The organism is Amycolatopsis granulosa, from assembly GCF_011758745.1.
GTDB lineage: Bacteria > Actinomycetota > Actinomycetes > Mycobacteriales > Pseudonocardiaceae > Amycolatopsis_E > Amycolatopsis_E granulosa.
The window spans coordinates 4,885,932-4,902,787 of sequence record NZ_JAANOV010000001.1; the positions used below are offsets into that span (position 1 = coordinate 4,885,932).

The window sequence follows — 16,856 nt, forward strand, 5'->3', positions numbered from 1 at the left end:
AACGGAAATGCCGTGTCCGCTGCCGGGAAAAATGCCCACAGGGAGTGAGGTCCGATGACCGCGAGCGAGGGCGGGCCCATCCGGGCCGGCGTCATCGAGGACCACCCGCTGTACCGGTACGCGGTCGCGAACGTGCTGTCCGGGGCCCGCGACGTCGAACTGGGCCCGGTCGCGGAGTCGGTCGCCGCGTTCGCCGCCGCCGGGGAACCGGCCGGCTGTGTCGTCGTGCTGGACCTGAAACTGCGCGGGGTCACCGGCACGCAGGCGGTGCACGAGGTCGTGCGGATGGGCCATCAGGTGCTGGTGGTGTCCGCGCACGCGGGGCAGGACGAGGTGCTGGGCGCGGTCTCCGCCGGTGCCCGCGGCTACCTGTCCAAAGACGCCGACGGCGACGACATCCTGCGCGCCTTCCGCGAGATCGCCGCCGGGAACTCCTACGTCTCCCCGACGCTGGCGTCCTACCTGCTGGACTCCACCCGCCCGCGGGCCGGGTCCCGCGGCCTGCTGTCCGACCGGGAACGGCAGGTGCTGTCGCTGCTCGCGGCGGGGGAGCGGGACGCCGACATCGCCGCGGCGATGGAGATCAGCGTCCGCACCGTCCGCTCCTACCTCGACCGCATCCGCGACAAGACGGGCCGCCGCAGGCGCCCCGAACTGGCCCGGCTCGCGATCGAGGAGGGGATGGTCTAGAGCCGCCGGTTGGCGAGCGCTCCGGTGGCGTTGCGGGCCCGGACGGTGACCTCCGGGTCGATGTCCACGACGACCGAGCCGGGGCCCGCGCCGAGCCGGGCGTGCACGCGGCCGAAGCCGTCGGCAACCGTCGAGTGGCCGATGCCGGTCGGCGCCTTCGGGTTCACCTCGACGCCGGCGGCGGCCGGGTCGGCCTGTCCGCAGCCGAGCACCCAGCAGCCGGAGTCCAGCGCGCGCGCCCGCACCAGCACCTCCCACTGGTCCAGCTTGCCCTCGCCGGCCCCCCACGACGTGGGCAGCACGACCGCGGAGGCGCCCCGGTCGGCCAGCGCGCGGAACAGCTCCGGGAACCGCACGTCGTAGCAGGTGGCGAAGCCCAGGGTCACGTCGTCGACCTCGACCGTGACCGGCTCGCCGCCGGGCGCGACCGTGTCGGACTCGCGGAACCCGAACGCGTCGTAGAGGTGGATCTTGTGGTAGCCCAGGTGGTGCCCGAGGCCCGTGATGAGCAGCGTGTTCCGCACCCGCCCGTCGTCGTTCGGCGTGAACATGCCGGCCACCACGAGCACCCCGTGCTCGTCGGCGATCGACGCCACCGACTTCGCCCACGGCCCGTCCAGCGGCTCCGCGACCGGACCGAGCGGCACGCCGAACCGCGCCATCGTGGCTTCCGGGAACACCACGACCCGCGCCCCGTCGCCCGCCGCACGCGCCACGCCCTCCCGGATCGCGGTGACGTTCTCCGCGGGCTCGGCACTCGATGTGAGCTGGCACAAGCCGATCCGGAGCACGGGCTACCTCCCTGGTCGTCGTCCACGTTCCAACTCGTACCCTAGACCCATGTTGAACCGCATCGACCTGCGTGGACGCGTGCCGTCCGCCACGGAACTCCGAGCCACGCTCCCGCGTGCCGAGATCGACGTGGACGCGGCGCTGCATCAGGTCCGCCCGGTGGTCGAGGCGGTCCGCGCCCGCGGGGTCGAGGCGGTGCTGGAGTACACCGAGCGGTTCGACCGGGTGCGCCCGGAGAGTGTCCGCGTGCCGCGGCCGGAGATCGAGGCCGCGCTGACCACGCTGGACCCGGCGGTGCGGGCCGCGCTGGAGGAGGCGATCGAGCGCGCCCGCAAGGTGCACGCCGACCAGCGCCGCACCGACGTGACCACGACGGTCGTCGACGGTGGCACGGTCACCGAGCGCTGGGTGCCCGTCGAGCGGGTCGGCCTCTACGCCCCCGGCGGGCTGGCCGTGTACCCGTCGAGCGTGGTGATGAACGTGGTGCCGGCGCAGGTCGCGGGCGTCGGCTCGCTGGTGCTGTGCTCGCCGCCGCAGGCGGAGTTCGGCGGCCGCCCGCACCCGGCGATCCTGGCCGCGGCGGCACTGCTGGGCGTCGAGGAGGTGTGGGCGGTCGGCGGTGCGCAGGCCGTCGCGCTGCTGGCCTACGGCGGCACCGACACCGACGGCGCCGAGCTGGTCCCGGTCGACCTGGTCACCGGTCCCGGCAACATCTACCTGACCGCCGCCAAGCGTCTGCTGCGCGGCCTGATCGGCATCGATTCCGAGGCCGGCCCGACGGAGATCGCCATCCTGGCCGACGACACCGCCGACCCGGTGCACGTGGCGGCCGACCTGGTCAGCCAGGCCGAGCACGACCCGCTCGCCGCGAGCGTGCTGGTCACCACCTCGGCGGAGCTGGCGGATGCCGTGGACCGGGAGCTCGCCGGCCGGGTCGCGGCCACCAAGCACACCGAGCGCATCGGGGAGGCGCTGCGCGGCAAGCAGTCCGGCGTCGTCCTGGTGTCCACTGTGGAAGACGGCCTGCGGGTGGTGGACGCCTACGCGGCCGAGCACCTGGAGATCCAGACGGCCGACGCGCGTGCCGTCGCGGCCCGCGTGCGCAACGCGGGCGCGGTGTTCGTCGGCCCGTACGCGCCGGTGTCGCTCGGCGACTACTGCGCGGGGTCCAACCACGTGCTGCCCACCGGCGGCTACGCCCGGCATTCGTCGGGGCTGTCCGTGCAGAGCTTCCTGCGCGGCATGCACGTCGTCGACTACAGCGAACAGGCGTTGCGCGAGGTGGCCGGCAAGGTCGTCGCGCTCGCGAACGCCGAGGACCTGCCCGCACACGGGGAAGCGGTCACCGCGCGCTTCCCGGGAGGAGTTCAGTGACTTCCGACGAGGTCCGCCTGGAGGACCTGCCGCTGCGCGAGGACCTGCGGGGCCGCAGCCCCTACGGCGCGCCGCAGCTGGACGTCCCGGTCCGGCTCAACACCAACGAAAACCCGTACCCGCCGCCGCAGGCACTGGTCGACGACGTCACCGAGGCGGTCCGCGAGGTGGCCGTGAACCTGCACCGGTACCCGGACCGTGACGCGATCGCCCTGCGCCAGGACCTCGCCGCGTACCTGTCCGGTGCCACCGGCGTGCCGCTGACCGAGCGGAACCTGTGGGCCGCCAACGGGTCCAACGAGGTGCTGCAGCAGATCCTGCAGGCGTTCGGCGGTCCCGGCCGCAGCGCGCTGGGTTTCGAGCCGTCCTACTCGATGCACCCGATCATCGCGGCGGGCACCCGCACCGACTGGGTCCCGGCACCGCGCCGGGACGACTTCACGCTCGACACCGAGACCGCGGCGCGGATCGTCGGCGAGCGCAAGCCCGACATCGTGTTCGTGACCAGCCCGAACAACCCGACCGGCGGCTCGATCCCGTTCGCCGAGCTGGAGCTGGTGCTGCGGGCCGCACCGGGCATCGTCGTGGTGGACGAGGCGTACGCGGAGTTCTCGTCGCAGCGCAGCGCCGTCGAGCTGATCGGGTCCTACCCGGCGCAGCTGATCGTGTCGCGCACGATGAGCAAGGCGTTCGCCTTCGCCGGTGGCCGGCTGGGCTACCTGGCCGCCGCCCCCGCGGTGATCGACGCGCTGCAGCTGGTGCGGCTGCCCTACCACCTGTCGCTGCTGACGCAGGCGGCCGCGCGCGCGGCGCTCCGGCACGCGGACGCGACGCTGGCCACGGTCGCCAAGCTCGCCGCCGAGCGTGAGCGGGTCGCCGAGAGCCTGCTGGGCCTGGGCTTTTCCCCGGTGCCCAGCGACGCCAACTTCATCCTGTTCGGCCGCTTCGCCGACGCGCGGGCGAGCTGGCAGAGCTACGTGGACAACGGGGTGCTGATCCGCGACGTCGGCATCGCGGGTCACCTGCGGGTGACCATCGGCACCCCGGAGGAGAACGACGCCTTCCTGGCGGCGAGCAAGGAGGTTCCGCGGTGAGCCGCGTCGGCAAGGTTTCCCGGACCACCAAGGAGTCCTCGATCACCGTGGTGGTCGACCTGGACGGCACCGGGCAGGTGGAGGTGTCCACCGGGGTGCCGTTCTACGACCACATGCTCAACTCGTTCGGCGTGCACGGGTCGCTCGACCTGAAGATCGACGCGACGGGTGACATCGAGATCGACGCGCACCACACGGTCGAGGACACCGCGATCGTGCTCGGCCAGGCGATCCGCCAGGCGCTGGGCGACAAGTCGGGCATCCGCCGCTTCGGCGACGCGTGGATCCCGATGGACGAGACGCTGGCCCACGCCGCGATCGACGTGTCCGGGCGCCCGTACTGCGTGCACGTGGGCGAGCCCGAGCAGTTCAACACCTTCACCATCGGCGGGAACTACCCGTTCGTGCTGACCCGGCACGTGTTCGACTCGCTGTCGTTCCACGCGCAGATCGCGCTGCACGTGCGGGTCATCCACGGCCGGGACCCGCACCACATCGCGGAGGCCCAGTACAAGGCGGTCGCCCGTGCGCTGCGGGCGGCGACCGAACCCGACCCGCGTGCGGGCGGCATCCCCTCGACGAAGGGTGTGCTGTGAGCAAGGAGGTCGTCGCCGTCCTCCTGCTGGCGCTGGGCGGTTTCCTGGTCGGCGGCGTGTACAGCACGTGGAAGACGGCCAAGGTGCTCGCGGCCGCGTTGCTGGTCGCGGCACTCCTGGCCGTCGGCGGCGCGATCGCCTGGCTGGTGTCCTAGCCCCGCGCCCGTGCCGGCGCACGGTGCTCGTCGAGGTGCCTGGCGAGGCTCTCACCTTCCACGTCGACGTTCGGCAGCACGCGCCGCAGCCACCCGGGCAGCCACCACGCGTGCCTGCCGAGCAGGGACATCACCGCGGGCACGATCGTCATGCGCACCACGAACGCGTCCACCAGCACGCCGAACGCGAGCGCGAAGCCGATCGACTGGATCAGTGACAGCTCCGCCGCGACGAACCCGGCGAACACGCTGATCATGATGAGCGCGGCCGCGACCACCACGCGGGCACCGTGCCGGAACCCGCTCACCACCGCCTCGCGCGCGTCGGCGCCGTGCACGAAGTCCTCGCGCATCCGGGTCACCAGGAACACCTGGTAGTCCATCGCGAGGCCGAACAGCACGCCGATCAGCAGGATCGGCAGCATGCTCATGATCGGCCCGGTCGACTTCACGCCGAGCAGGCCGGTGAGCCAGCCCCACTGGAACACCGCGACCACCGCGCCGAACGTCGCCGCCACCGAGCCGAGGAAGCCCAGGGTCGCCTTCAGCGGCACCACGAGCGACCGGAAGACCAGCATCAGCAGCAGGAACGCGAGCCCGACGATCAGGCCGAGGTAGGGCAGCATCGCGCCGGCCAGCTTCTCCGACACATCGATCTGCAGCGCCGTCTGTCCGGTCACCGACAGCTTCGCCCCCGTGACGCCGGAGAGGCGATGGGACTGCTCTCGGATGTTCGCGACGAGCTGTTCGGTCTCCGTGCTGCCCGGCCCGCTCTTCGGGATCACCGTGACCAGCGCCGTGTCGCCGCCGGCGTTGAACTGCGGCTGGGTCACCCGCGCGACGTCCGGCAGCCGGGAGATCGAGTCGGTGGCTCCGGCCGCGGCCAGGCGCGGGTCGCGGGCGCCGGCGGAGTCGATCACGACGATCAGCGGGCCGTTGGTGCCCTCCCCGAACCCCTTGCTGATCAGGTCGTAGGCCTTGCGCTGGGTCGAGTCGGGCGCGGCGGTGCTGTCGTTGGGCAGCCCGAGTTGCATGCTCAGCGCCGGGATCGCGACGACGAGCAGGCCGAGCACGGCCGTGACCAGCACCGGGACCGGGTGCCGTCCGACGTGCCGGGCCCAGCGCTCGCCCAGGGCGGGCTTGCCGCCCCGCCTCGGGCGGGACCGCTTGCCGAGCACCTTGCGCCCGGCGAAACCGAGCAGCGCGGGCAGCAGGGTGAGCGCGATGAGGACCGCGACGGCCACGGTCGCGGCGGCGGCGATGCCCATCTGCCCGAGGATCGGGATGCCCACGACGGTCAGGCCGACCAGCGCGATGATCACCGTCAGGCCGGCGAACACCACCGCCGAGCCCGCGGTGCCCACCGCCCGCCCGGCGGCCAGTTCCGGCTCGTGCCCCCCGGCCAGTTCGTGCCGGTAGCGGGAGACGATGAACAACGCGTAGTCGATCCCGACGGCGAGGCCGAGCATCAGCGCCAGGATCGGGGTGTTGGAGTTCAGCTCGGCGAAGCCGGACACGGTCAGCACGCCCGCCATGCCCACCCCGACGCCGATCAACGCGGTCAGCAGCGGCAGCCCGGCGGCGACGATCGAGCCGAACGTGATCGCCAGCACGATGGCCGCGACGATGACACCGACGCCTTCGGTGGCCTGGGTCGCGGGCACGCCCTGGATCGCGTCGCCGCCGAACTCGACGGTGAACCCGGCGTGCTCGGCCGGCCCGGCCGCCGAGGTGAGGGCTTCCCGGTCGCTGTCGGTGACGTCCGTGGGTGGGACGCGGTAGCTCATCTGGGCCATCGCCACCCGTTCGGTGACGGTTCCGGCCTGGTAGGGGTCGGCGACCGCGGCGACGCCGGGCGCGGCCTTGAGCCGGCCGACGAGGTCCTCGACCGCCGCGCGCACGTCCGGTTGGGCCAGCGTGCGGCCCGCCGGGGCCTCGATCGCCACGCGTGCCGTCGCGGTACCGGCCGCGGCCTGCGGGAACTTGTCCTTGAGGTGGTCGATGGCCTGCTGGGCCTCGGTGCCCGGGATGGTCACCGAGTTCGACATCTGCCCGGACAGGGTGAGCGCGCCGCCGCCGAGGACGAGCAGGACCGCCGCCCAGACGCTCGCGACGAGCCAGCGCCGGCGGAAGGAGAACCGGGCGAGACGGTAGAGCAGGGTGGCCACGGGCCAGCTCCAATTCAGTCGAGTGACATCCGATCCGGTGGTTCGAAGCTAGCCGATCGGCAAGTCCGCTACAAGCCGATCGGCTAGTGTGTGACTAGCCGCACGGCTAGTGCCCTACGTGTTTGCCGTGTTTGCCGGACCTGTCGCCGGTCGCGTACCCTTCGGTCGCCGAGGAGGAGGTTCACCAGTTCGATGGCAGCCGTGGCCGGACACGAGGACACCCGCACGCGTTTGCTCGCCACGGCGTTGAAGCTGTTCACCGAGCACGGCGTGGAGGGCACGTCGTTGCAGATGATCGCCGACGAGCTCGGCGTCACGAAGGCGGCGGTGTACTACCACTTCAAGACGAAGGACGAGATCACCGAGGCCGTGGTCGAGCCGGGGCTGCGCGAGCTGGAGTCGATCGTGCAGGCCGCGGCGCGCGAGCGCAGGCCGGGCGCGCGGATCGACCACCTGCTGGCCGGGTTCGTCGACGTGGTGGTGCGGCACCGGGCGCTGGTGGCGTTGTTCTCGGGTGATCCGGGGGTGGCGCGGGCGCTGGAGAAGCACTTCTTCGGCAAGGAGAGCTTCATGACCGGCATGATGACGATCCTGAACGGTCCCGAGCCCGACGCGGCGCGCGTGGTGGCCGTGCACGCCGCGCTGGGCGGTATCGCCCTGGCCGGCGGCGCGCCGGAACTGGCCCGCTTCAGCGATGACGTCCTGCGCGAGTCGCTGCTCGACGTGGGACGCAAACTGCTGGGCCGTCCCCGGCGCCGTCCCGCGGTGCCGTCCTGAGCGCGGGGCCTCGCGTCCACCTCAGGTCAGCGGCAGTGTCAGGCAGGCGGCGCTCGTGATGAAGCCGCGCCGCTCGTAGTAGCCGCGGGCGGCCCGCACCGCGACGCTCACCTCCACGGCGCCGGCCGTGCGTGCCCGCTGGATCACCGCGTCCACCAGGAGCCCGCCGATCCCCTGTCCGCGGTGCGCGGTGTCCACCACGAGTTCCAGCAGCTGGCTGACCGGCCCACCGGAATGCAGCGACAGCGCGCGAGCGGCCAGGACGTAGCCGACCACCTCGCCGTCCCGGTCGGCCACCAGGAAGTCCGTGTCGTCGTACGTCGCCGCCGCGATCAGCTGTTCGTAGTTGCGCTCGAAGACCGGCCGGTCGGCACCGCCCTCCGCGGCCTGACCGAGCAGGGTGAAGACGGCGTCGGCATCGGTGACATCGGCTGGCCGGATCCGCACCCGCTCATTGTCGTCAGTCGGGGACGGCGCAGGTACTCCGGAGGCACCGCCCGAGTGAGCCGGACACCGTGCGCGCTCACCTGGAAGGGGTACAGCATCCCCGTCCGGTCGAACGCGAACGGGCGGTTGTCGTGGCCCACCACCGCTGCGCCGGGTTCCGTCCGGGTGAGTGACAGACCGCGCCGGGCCAGAGCTGCGCGCCGGTGCCGAGTTTTTGTCGGCGGGTTTTTCGTCGGCCCTGGCTGGTAGGCAGGACCCACGCACCCGAAGGAGGACGAGGTCCATGCCCGCCGACGCCGCCCTGCTCGACCTGTGGACCGAGCCACAGGAGCGCGAATGCCTGCTCTGCTACGTGACGCGGATGCGCGCCGATTTCGGCTGTGACGGGACGTTGCGCTGGACACGGCGGTGGCGGACCGGCCGCGCCCCGGCGGTCACCTCGCTCGACCGGATCTTCCGGCGGCACCGCACCACGTGCGATTGCGGGGTGCCGTCCGCGTTCGGGGCCGGCCCGGTGCGCCACGGCGACGCCGGCGCGACGCTGCCGCCGCCTTGCTCCGGAGTTCGCCGTGGCTCGGCACGGCCCTGCCCGGCGTGGCAGCGGCCGCCGCCGCGCCACGCGCCGGACGGGAAACGGGCATCCGCCACGGGCTCCGGGCCGGCTACGCCCCGCCCTCGGCGGCGGGCTTGAGCCCGCGTGCCCCGGGGCCGTACTGCGCCATCCGGTCGTCGGTGTTGTAGAGGCCGCACACGCGCAGCGACAGGCACCCGCAGCCGACGCACCCCGTCAGCCGGTCACGCAGCCGCTGGAGGGCGTCGATGCGGGCGTCGAGTTCGTCCTGCCACCCGCGGGACAGCCGGGCCCAGTCGGCCTTCGTCGGCGCGTGGTCGCGGGGCAGGGTCAACAGCGCGTCGTGGATCTCCTCGAGGCTGAGGCCCACCCGCTGCGCGGCGCGGATGAACGCGATGCGGCGCAGCACCGACCGCGGATAGCGGCGCTGGTTCCCCGCCGAGCGCTCGGAGGAGATCAGGCCCCGGTCCTCGTAGAATCGCAGGGCGGTGTGCGGCACGCCGCTGCGCTCGGCGACCTGGCCGATGGTCAGGTGGTCGGCAAGCTTGGTCACCCGGTCAGCCTATCCCCGACTTCGACCTAAGTCGAGGTTGTCCGTGGTGGCCTGGGCGACACGACCGGGATCCGACCGGCGTCCCGGGAGATGCCCGGGTGCGGCGGGTCCACTGTAGATGCGCGGGGGATGCGCCGGACCGGGGGTACCGGACGCCCGCCGGACGCTCGGGCAGTGGCCGGCCGGCGGCGGGACTGCCGGCGGCGACGGGGTGGACGTGGGCCGTGCGGTGCGGGAACCCGGCGAGCGGCTCCCGGCCGGCGCGCCCGGGGCGCCGGCGTGGGGAGCCTCACTTCTTCCGGCGTGGCGCGTGCTCCGGCAGCAGGCGGCACAGCGCGTCGACGGTGACCTGGAGGTCCTCGGAGGCCGCGGCGGCCTGTTCGAGTTTGCTGTGGATCGTCTGGAACGTCAGCAGCTCCAGGTCGTGCTCCCGCTCGCGCAGCACCGGGCATTCCCGCAGCTCGTCGAGCACGCCGGTGACGGAGGCGGCCAGCCTGTCCAGGCCGTCGAGCAGGTCCCGCACCTCCTGCGCGCCCAGCGCGGCGCTGACCAGCTCGTCCAGCCGCTTGGCCAGCCGGGCGGCCTGCTCGCCGGCCAGCGTCCCGGGCCCCTGAGCTTCGCTCTGCGACGACATGGTCACTCCCTACCGCGGGCGCCCTCCTGGTGCCTTCCCCCTTCTGGCGCACTCAAACGTCGCGGCGCCACCCGGAGCAACCGCGGGCCCGGAACCCCTAGACTGGTCAGGTGGCTCGCGTCGTGATTCTGGACTACGGATCGGGGAACCTGCGCTCCGCCGAGCGCGCCGTGCGGCGCGTCGGTGCCGAGGTCGAGGTGACCGCCGACCCGCATGCGGCGCTCGAAGCCGACGGCCTCGTCGTCCCGGGCGTGGGCGCCTTCGCGGCCTGCATGGCCGGCCTGCTGTCCGTGGGCGGCGAGAAGATCATCGGCAGCCGCCTCGCCGGCGGCCGGCCCGTGCTCGGCATCTGCGTCGGCATGCAGATCCTCTTCGAGCGGGGCGTCGAGCACGGCGTGGAGACCGCGGGCACCGGTGAGTGGCCCGGCACCGTGGAACGCCTGCACGCCGACATCGTCCCCCACATGGGCTGGAACACCGTCCGCGCGCCGGCGGACTCGCAGTTGTTCGCCGGCCTGGACGCCGGCACGCGGTTCTACTTCGTGCACTCCTACGCCGCCCGGCGCTGGGAGCTCGACTCCGGCCTGCCCGGGCAGCAGCCGAAGGTGACGTGGTCGCACCACGGTGCGGACTTCGTCGCGGCCGCCGAGAACGGACCGCTGTGGGCGACGCAGTTCCACCCCGAGAAGTCCGGCGACGCGGGCGCCCACCTGCTGGAGAACTGGCTGCGCACCCTGTGAGGCGGGTCCCCCCGGCCCGTACCCTCCGGCCAGCGCAACCCCGTTGCTCCTTATAGTGGCCGCGTGACGTTCACCCTGCTTCCCGCTGTCGATGTGGCCGATGGCCAGGCCGTGCGTCTCGTCCAGGGCGAGGCCGGCACGGAGACCTCCTACGGCAGCCCGCTGGAGGCGGCCCTGGCCTGGCAGCGCGACGGCGCCGAGTGGATCCACCTGGTCGACCTCGACGCCGCGTTCGGCAAGGGTGACAACAAGGACCTGATCTCCCGCGTGGTCGGCGAGCTGGACGTCCAGGTCGAGCTCTCGGGCGGGATCCGCGACGACGCCTCCCTGGAGGCCGCGCTCGCCACCGGCGCCCGGCGCGTCAACCTGGGCACCGCCGTGCTCGAAGATCCGGAGTGGACCGCCAAGGTGGTCGCCACCTACGGCGACCGCGTCGCGATCGGGCTCGACGTGCGCATCACCGAGCAGGGGCACCGGCTCAAGGGCCGCGGCTGGACCAGTGACGGCGGTGACCTGTGGGAGGTCCTGGAACGCCTGGACCGCGACGGCGCCGCCCGCTACGTGGTCACCGACGTCAGCAAGGACGGCACTCTCCAGGGCCCCAACCTCGACCTGCTCGCCGAGGTCGCCGCCCGCACCGACGCACCGGTGATCGCCTCCGGCGGGGTGTCCAGTGTGGACGACCTGCGAGCGCTGGCCGGCCTGGCGCCCGACGGGGTCGAGGGCGCCATCATCGGCAAGGCCCTCTACGCCGGGGCGTTCACCCTGCCGGAAGCCCTCGCCGCGGTCAGCCCGCGAGCTTGATCGCCAGTCCCACCGTCCGGCGGCGGCCCCGCAGCCTGCTGAAGAACATCGTCACCTGACCGACGATCCCGTACTTGCGGGCGATCACCGTCCGCACCCGTTCGGTGGCCTCGTCGTCCAGGATCCGCGCGCGGCCCCGCACCACCGGGCCGTGTGCCTCGTTCCCGCGGAGGTCGCAGCCCTGCACCGTGACCTCCGGGTTGTTGCGGATCCGCTTGACCTTGCCCGCCGTGCGCTCGCTCCAGATCACGATCTCCCCGGCGTCCCCGGCCGCCCAGACCGGGGTCGGCACCGGGGCGCCGGACTTGCGGAACGTGGTCAGCAGGAGGAACTTCTCGGCGGCGATCCGCTCGAATTCCGACATGCCGCCACGGTAGCGCGGTTCACGGGGTGCGGCGCCGGAGCGTGACCGCGCCGAGCACGAGGGCGAGCAGCACGCAACCGGCCACCACCAGCACGTCCCGCACCGTCGTGGCGTCCAGTGTGGAGGATGTGGTGACGCGGCCCAGCGCCTCGACCGCGTACGACAGCGGCATCACGTGCGAGAGCCAGTTCAGTATCCAGCCCATCTCGTCGCGCGCCGCGAACAGCCCGCACAGCAGGAACTGCGGCAGCACGAACACCGGCATGAACTGGATCGCCTGGAACTCGGTGCGGGCGAACGCGCTGACGAACAGGCCCAGCGCCACGCCCAGCAGCGCGTCGAGCAGTGCGATCAGCAGCAGCACCCACAGCGAGCCCGCGATGACGAGCCCGAGACCCACGCTCACCGCGCACGCGACCCCCACCTGCGCCACCGCGAGCAGCCCGAAGGCCAGTGCGTAGCCGAACAGCAGGTCCAGTTTGCCCAGCGGCGTGGTCATCAGCCGCTCCAGCGTGGTGCTCGTGCGTTCCCGCAGCGTGGCGACCGAGGTGATGAGGAACATCGTCAGGAACGGGAAGACGCCCAGCAGCGCCGGTGCGATCCGGTCGAACTGCGCCGCCGAGTTGAACACGTACCGCAGCAGCAGCATCAGCACCGCGGGAACCGCGACGAGCATGACGACGGTGCGCGGATCGTGCCGCAGCTGGGTCAGCACCCGGCGGGCGGTCGCGCGGGTGATGGCCGGGTTCACGGGATCGCCCCCTCGTGGTGGCGGATGAGGCGCAGGAACGCCTGCTCCAGGTCGGCCGCGCCGGTGCGGGCGCGCAGCGCGGCGGGGGTGCCGTCGGCGAGCAGCGTGCCCTCGCGCATCAGCAGCAGCCGGTCGCATCGTGCGGCCTCGTCCATGACGTGGCTGGACACCAGCAGCGTGGTGCCCCGCCCGGCCAGCCGGCCGAACATCTCCCACAGGCTGTCCCGCAGCACCGGGTCCAGCCCGACCGTCGGCTCGTCCAGCACGAGCAGCTCGGGCTCGCCGAGCAGCGCGACCGCCAGGTTGGCCCGGCTGTGCTCCCCGCCGGAGAGGGTGCCGATGAGCTCGTGCGCGTGCTCGGTCAGGCCCACCTCGGCGATGACCCGGGCCACGTCGGCGTTGGCCACCCGCAGGATCGAGGCGAAGTACCGCAGCGCCTCGGTGACGGTGAGGTCGGTGTAGACGGCCGGGTTCTGCGTCGCGTACCCGATCGTGCGCCGCAGCGCCGGGCTGCCGGCCGGGTGGCCGAGCACCGTGACGGTGCCACCGGCCACGATCTGCACGCCGACGATCGCCCGCATCAGGGTCGTCTTGCCGCAGCCGCTCGGCCCGAGCAACCCGGTGACGGTGCCGCGCGGTACCGCGAACGTCACCCCGCGGACCACCTCGCGGCCGCCGCGAACGACCCGGAGGCCGTCCACGCCGACGGCGTAATTGGTCACGTGTTGAATTCTGCGCCGGCGACGAAGGCCCGGTCAAGCGTCAGGTCGTCGTCTCCGGTGCACTCTCCAGCTCGCCGAACCGGGCCAGCGCGAGCGCCGCCGCGACCGCCAGCACGAAACCGGCCACCGCGGCCGTCCCGAACCCGGCCCGCGTCGAATCGCCCAGCACGAGCACGCCGATCACCGACGGCACCACGGTCTCCCCGACGACCATCAGCGCGGTCGCCGTCGTCACGCTGCCCCGCTGCAGGGCCGAGGCGAAGAACAACATCGCGAGCACCCCCGCGGCGGCCAGGGCGTACGCGGCCGGGTCGGTCAGCACGCTCCCCACGCCGGTCACGGTCAGCACCCGGCCGGCCAGCGCCACGGTGCCGAAGCACAACCCGGAGATCAGCCCTAGTGCCGGTGTGCGGATCCGCTCCGGCGCGTGCCCGGCGCCCCAGCCGGCCACGGCCAGCACCGCGACCACCACGAGCAGGCCCGCGTGGAACGCGGTGCCGACCGGCGCCGAGCCCTCGCTCTGCGCGGAGGCACCGAGCAGCGCCAGCCCGGCGCACACCACGGCGATCGCGGTCCACTCCCGGCGCGCCAGCCGCGCACCGACCGCGAGCGCGGCCACGGCCGTCACGGCGAGGCTCGCGGCCAGCGCGGCCTGCACCACGAACAAGGGCAGCACCCGCAACGCGACCAGCTGTGCCACGAACCCCAGCGCGTCCAGGCCGAGGCCGAGGACGTACCGCCACTGCCGCAGCACGCGCACCAGCAGGCGGGGGTCCACACCGGACCCCCCGTCGTCGACCGCTCGCGCCGCGACGGCCTGGAACACCGAGGCCACGCCGTAGGCCACCGCGCAGAGCAACCCCCACCACACGGCGACCACTCTAGGCCGGTGCGCGGTCATCTACCCTGGTGGCATGGGTGTAGCGGTCAGGGTGATCCCGTGTCTGGACGTCGACGCGGGCCGGGTGGTGAAGGGCGTCAACTTCGCCGACCTCCGGGATGCCGGTGATCCGGTGGAGCTGGCGCGGGCCTACGACGCGGAGGGCGCCGACGAGCTCACCTTCCTCGACGTGACCGCCTCCTCCGGCGACCGAGAGACGACCTTCGACGTGGTCCGCCGCACCGCCGAGCAGGTGTTCATCCCGCTGACCGTCGGCGGCGGGGTGCGGGCCTGCGACGACGTCAACCGCCTGCTGCGCGCCGGTGCGGACAAGGTGAGCATCAACACGGCCGCGATCGCCCGACCCGAGCTGCTGCGCGAGGCGTCCCGCCGGTTCGGTGCCCAGTGCATCGTGCTGTCGGTCGACGCCCGGCGGGTCCCCGAGGGCGCCGAGCCCACGCCGTCCGGCTTCGAGGTCACCACCCACGGTGGTCGCCGCGGCACCGGCATCGACGCGGTCGAGTGGGCCCAGCGCGGCGAGGAGCTCGGGGTGGGGGAGATCCTGCTCAACTCGATGGACGCCGACGGCACCAGAACCGGGTTCGACCTGGAGCTGATCGAGAAGACGCGCAAGGTGGTCACCGTGCCGGTGATCGCCAGTGGTGGCGCGGGCGCGGTCGAGCACTTCCTGCCGGCCGTGCGGGCCGGGGCGGACGCGGTGCTCGCCGCCAGCGTGTTCCACTTCGGACAGTTGAAGATCGGTGCGGTCAAGGACGCCCTGCGCGCCGGCGGGGTGGAGGTCCGGTGAGCCTGGCACCCGAACTCGCCGGGCGCCTCAAGCGCAACGCCGACGGGCTGGTCTGCGCGGTCGTGGTCGACCACGCGACGTCCGACGTGCTGATGGTGGCGTGGATGAACGACGAGGCGCTGGAGCGCACGCTGACCACCCGGCGGGGCACGTACTACTCGCGCAGCAGGCAGGAGCTGTGGGTCAAGGGCGAGACGTCCGGGCACGTGCAGCACGTGCGCGAGGTCCGCCTGGACTGCGACGCCGACACGCTGCTGGTGCGCGTGGACCAGACCGGGCCTGCCTGTCACACCGGCAGCCGGACCTGCTTCGACGGCGAGGAGCGCTTGCTGCTCGCCGACGAGGGCTAGCGCCTGTCTCGAAGCCTGTTCCGCCGCAAGCAGCCGGCCGGTCGGTGGCAGCAGATCCTCAGGCCCGAGCCGGGCACCTTGATGGCGGCGATGACCGTGGGGAACTGCGGCGCGTCCGGCTGCGCGGGTACCCGGACCGAGGTGGTCCGGGCCGGCAAGGCGTACTCCTCCCGCGCGATCCGGCAGCACCTGCGCACCCGCAAGATCCGGTGCGCATCGTTCAGGCTCCACCGCGAAGCGGCAGATGAGACGGCGTCAGGAGTCGCGTGGGGGCAGGAACGAGAACGCTCATGCCACGGCGGTGGCGATCACGTCCAGCGCGGACTGCGGGGCCCGGCCGAGCAGAGCGGCCAGGTCGCCGGCGGTTTCGGCCATGAAACCGGCCGCGATGACGGAGTAGGTGGAGACCACGATCGGGATCTGCCAGCCCGGGACACCGGCGGTGGTGAGCGCCTCGCGGAGCTGGGCCAGTGTGCCGGGCTCGTAGACGACGTCCTGTCCGGTTGCCTCGGCCACCGCGCGGGCGATGTCGGCGCCACTGATGGCGTGCTCGCCGACCAGTTCGTAGATCTTGCCACGGTGGCCGGCGGGCTCGGCCACGATCTTGGCGGTGACCTCCGCCAGGTCCGCACGGGCCACCGCGGCCAACCGTCCCTCCCCCAGCGGGCCCGTGAACCTGCCGGTGGCCGCGGCCTCGGCCGCACCCGGGATGCTCATCTCGGCGTAGATGCCGTTGCGCAAGATCGTCCAGTCCGTACGGCCGGCCAGCGGAGCACCGCCACACCGTGATCGAGTCCCGCGCCCGCTGGGACAGCGGGACCGGAGCGCCTGGTCCCGATGTGGAGAGGCTGGCCGGGTCCGCCGCGCCGGCGCCCGGCGGAGTGGCCGGCGGAGTGGCCGGGGTTCGCTCCAGCAGCGACCTGCCGGCACGGTCTGACTAGTCGATCTCGCCGGTGAGGTAGCGCTGCAGCGTCGGCCCCACGGCCGCCGCCAGCGTGTCGATGCCGGTGGCCGGGAACGGCTCGAACTTCGCCACGTACCGGGCCATGCCCATGCCCACCATCTGCGACGCGCACAGCGCCGCGCGCAGTTCCGGCCGGTCCGGCGACACGTGCCGGACCACGTTCTCCAGGACGTGCCTGATCAGGAAGTCCTTGAGGCTCAGGGCCGCCTGCTCGTGGCCCGCGATGCTGCGGACCAGTGCGGGGAAGGCGCCGCCCTCGGTCGAGTCCCAGGCGGTGAGGAACCGCCGCACGATGCGGTCGCCGAGCTCCTCCACCGGCCCGTCCATCAGATCGGACAGGAGCTGCACCGGGTCGAACGGCAGCTTCAGCACGGCCTGCGCGAACAGGGCCTCCTTGCCGCCGAACCAGTGGTTCACCATGGCCGCGTCGACGCTGGCCCGTGCCGCGATCGCGCGGACGGTGGCACCTTCGTAGCCGCTTTCGCCGAAGACCTCGCGCGCGGCCTCCAGCAGGGCCGCCCGGGTGTCCTGTCCGCCGGGCCGCCGGCCGCGCCGCCGGGCGGGCGTAGGCTGTTCCGCGGTGCTCACCCCGCCATCATGACGCGAACACGGGCAAAATTCA

General features: G+C 72.9%; 22 protein-coding genes. 11 read left to right on the plus strand and 11 right to left on the minus strand.

The genetic code is table 11. The features are described 5' to 3' along the window. The first annotated feature begins 54 nt into the window (after positions 1-54). A complete protein-coding gene (locus FHX45_RS23980; RefSeq protein ID WP_167106213.1) occupies positions 55-690 on the plus strand; it encodes a LuxR C-terminal-related transcriptional regulator in 636 nt (211 codons plus the stop codon). Here the strand turns inward: FHX45_RS23980 and FHX45_RS23985 are convergent. Next, positions 687-1,481: a nitrilase-related carbon-nitrogen hydrolase gene (locus FHX45_RS23985; RefSeq protein WP_167106216.1), complete on the minus strand. Its 795-nt coding sequence runs from the start codon at positions 1,479-1,481 to the stop codon at positions 687-689. The two genes, FHX45_RS23980 and FHX45_RS23985, sit on opposite strands and share 4 nt — an antisense overlap. 49 nt (positions 1,482-1,530) lie before the next feature. On the opposite strand from FHX45_RS23985, the gene hisD reads away from it, so the two are divergent. From hisD to FHX45_RS24005, 4 genes are read left to right on the plus strand one after another with little or no spacing between them, the layout of a single operon-like run. Then, positions 1,531-2,856, plus strand: coding sequence for a histidinol dehydrogenase (gene hisD / locus FHX45_RS23990; RefSeq protein WP_167106219.1), 1,326 nt, complete (start codon positions 1,531-1,533; stop codon positions 2,854-2,856). Next, complete coding sequence (locus FHX45_RS23995) at positions 2,853-3,950, plus strand: histidinol-phosphate transaminase (protein ID WP_167106222.1); 1,098 nt, start codon at positions 2,853-2,855, stop codon at positions 3,948-3,950. The genes hisD and FHX45_RS23995 overlap by 4 nt, the downstream gene beginning before the upstream one ends. After that, a complete protein-coding gene (gene hisB, locus FHX45_RS24000) occupies positions 3,947-4,546 on the plus strand; it encodes an imidazoleglycerol-phosphate dehydratase HisB (RefSeq protein ID WP_094004366.1) in 600 nt (199 codons plus the stop codon). The genes FHX45_RS23995 and hisB overlap by 4 nt, the downstream gene beginning before the upstream one ends. Continuing rightward, a complete protein-coding gene (locus FHX45_RS24005) occupies positions 4,543-4,701 on the plus strand; it encodes a hypothetical protein (protein ID WP_167106226.1) in 159 nt (52 codons plus the stop codon). Before hisB ends, FHX45_RS24005 begins: the two co-directional genes overlap by 4 nt. Here the strand turns inward: FHX45_RS24005 and FHX45_RS24010 are convergent. Beyond that, positions 4,698-6,869 (minus strand): MMPL family transporter, encoded by a 2,172-nt coding sequence (locus FHX45_RS24010; RefSeq protein ID WP_167106229.1) that lies wholly within the window; start codon positions 6,867-6,869, stop codon positions 4,698-4,700. The genes FHX45_RS24005 and FHX45_RS24010 overlap by 4 nt on opposite strands. Positions 6,870-7,061: 192 nt before the next feature. On the opposite strand from FHX45_RS24010, the gene FHX45_RS24015 reads away from it, so the two are divergent. Further along, positions 7,062-7,646, plus strand: a complete 585-nt coding sequence (locus FHX45_RS24015; RefSeq protein WP_167106232.1) for a TetR/AcrR family transcriptional regulator — start codon at positions 7,062-7,064, stop codon at positions 7,644-7,646. 21 nt (positions 7,647-7,667) lie between these two features. On the opposite strand, the gene FHX45_RS28235 is transcribed toward FHX45_RS24015, so the two are convergent. Beyond that, on the minus strand, positions 7,668-8,093 hold the full coding sequence (locus tag FHX45_RS28235; RefSeq protein WP_167106235.1) for a GNAT family N-acetyltransferase: 426 nt from the start codon (positions 8,091-8,093) through the stop codon (positions 7,668-7,670). 283 nt (positions 8,094-8,376) lie between these two features. Here FHX45_RS28235 and FHX45_RS28765 point away from each other — a divergent pair, with 283 nt between their 5' ends. Next, complete coding sequence (locus FHX45_RS28765; RefSeq protein WP_167106238.1) at positions 8,377-8,784, plus strand: DUF2695 domain-containing protein; 408 nt, start codon at positions 8,377-8,379, stop codon at positions 8,782-8,784. Here FHX45_RS28765 and soxR read toward each other — a convergent pair. Continuing rightward, positions 8,756-9,217 (minus strand): redox-sensitive transcriptional activator SoxR, encoded by a 462-nt coding sequence (soxR, locus tag FHX45_RS24030; RefSeq protein WP_167106241.1) that lies wholly within the window; start codon positions 9,215-9,217, stop codon positions 8,756-8,758. The genes FHX45_RS28765 and soxR overlap by 29 nt on opposite strands. Positions 9,218-9,506: 289 nt before the next feature. Further along, positions 9,507-9,851, minus strand: coding sequence for a hypothetical protein (locus FHX45_RS24035; RefSeq protein WP_208406079.1), 345 nt, complete (start codon positions 9,849-9,851; stop codon positions 9,507-9,509). Between the two features lie 110 nt (positions 9,852-9,961). Between FHX45_RS24035 and hisH the strand changes: the two genes are divergently transcribed. Then, positions 9,962-10,591 carry an imidazole glycerol phosphate synthase subunit HisH gene (gene hisH, locus FHX45_RS24040; protein ID WP_167106247.1) on the plus strand — a complete coding sequence of 210 codons (630 nt, stop codon included), beginning with the start codon at positions 9,962-9,964 and terminating at the stop codon, positions 10,589-10,591. Between the two features lie 63 nt (positions 10,592-10,654). Continuing rightward, positions 10,655-11,395, plus strand: coding sequence for a bifunctional 1-(5-phosphoribosyl)-5-((5-phosphoribosylamino)methylideneamino)imidazole-4-carboxamide isomerase/phosphoribosylanthranilate isomerase PriA (gene priA / locus FHX45_RS24045; protein WP_167106250.1), 741 nt, complete (start codon positions 10,655-10,657; stop codon positions 11,393-11,395). On the opposite strand, the gene FHX45_RS24050 is transcribed toward priA, so the two are convergent. From FHX45_RS24050 to FHX45_RS24065, 4 genes are read right to left on the minus strand one after another with little or no spacing between them, the layout of a single operon-like run. After that, positions 11,379-11,759 (minus strand): PPOX class F420-dependent oxidoreductase, encoded by a 381-nt coding sequence (locus tag FHX45_RS24050; protein WP_167106252.1) that lies wholly within the window; start codon positions 11,757-11,759, stop codon positions 11,379-11,381. The two genes, priA and FHX45_RS24050, sit on opposite strands and share 17 nt — an antisense overlap. Positions 11,760-11,778: 19 nt before the next feature. Continuing rightward, positions 11,779-12,510 (minus strand): ABC transporter permease, encoded by a 732-nt coding sequence (locus FHX45_RS24055; RefSeq protein WP_208407938.1) that lies wholly within the window; start codon positions 12,508-12,510, stop codon positions 11,779-11,781. Further along, a complete protein-coding gene (locus FHX45_RS24060; protein ID WP_341771595.1) occupies positions 12,507-13,232 on the minus strand; it encodes an ABC transporter ATP-binding protein in 726 nt (241 codons plus the stop codon). Before FHX45_RS24060 ends, FHX45_RS24055 begins: the two co-directional genes overlap by 4 nt. Positions 13,233-13,272: 40 nt before the next feature. Continuing rightward, complete coding sequence (locus FHX45_RS24065) at positions 13,273-14,103, minus strand: DMT family protein (RefSeq protein WP_167106258.1); 831 nt, start codon at positions 14,101-14,103, stop codon at positions 13,273-13,275. 43 nt (positions 14,104-14,146) lie between these two features. On the opposite strand from FHX45_RS24065, the gene hisF reads away from it, so the two are divergent. After that, complete coding sequence (gene hisF, locus FHX45_RS24070; protein ID WP_167106261.1) at positions 14,147-14,920, plus strand: imidazole glycerol phosphate synthase subunit HisF; 774 nt, start codon at positions 14,147-14,149, stop codon at positions 14,918-14,920. Then, positions 14,917-15,270 (plus strand): phosphoribosyl-AMP cyclohydrolase, encoded by a 354-nt coding sequence (gene hisI, locus FHX45_RS24075; RefSeq protein ID WP_167106264.1) that lies wholly within the window; start codon positions 14,917-14,919, stop codon positions 15,268-15,270. Before hisF ends, hisI begins: the two co-directional genes overlap by 4 nt. A 288-nt stretch (positions 15,271-15,558) precedes the next feature. Here the strand turns inward: hisI and FHX45_RS24080 are convergent, their stop codons facing one another. Together FHX45_RS24080 and FHX45_RS24085 are read right to left on the minus strand one after the other, a co-directional pair. Continuing rightward, a complete protein-coding gene (locus FHX45_RS24080) occupies positions 15,559-16,011 on the minus strand; it encodes a Rossmann-fold NAD(P)-binding domain-containing protein (RefSeq protein ID WP_167106267.1) in 453 nt (150 codons plus the stop codon). A 196-nt stretch (positions 16,012-16,207) separates the two neighbouring features. Beyond that, a complete protein-coding gene (locus tag FHX45_RS24085) occupies positions 16,208-16,822 on the minus strand; it encodes a TetR/AcrR family transcriptional regulator (RefSeq protein WP_167106270.1) in 615 nt (204 codons plus the stop codon). Between the last annotated feature and the right edge of the window lie 34 nt (positions 16,823-16,856).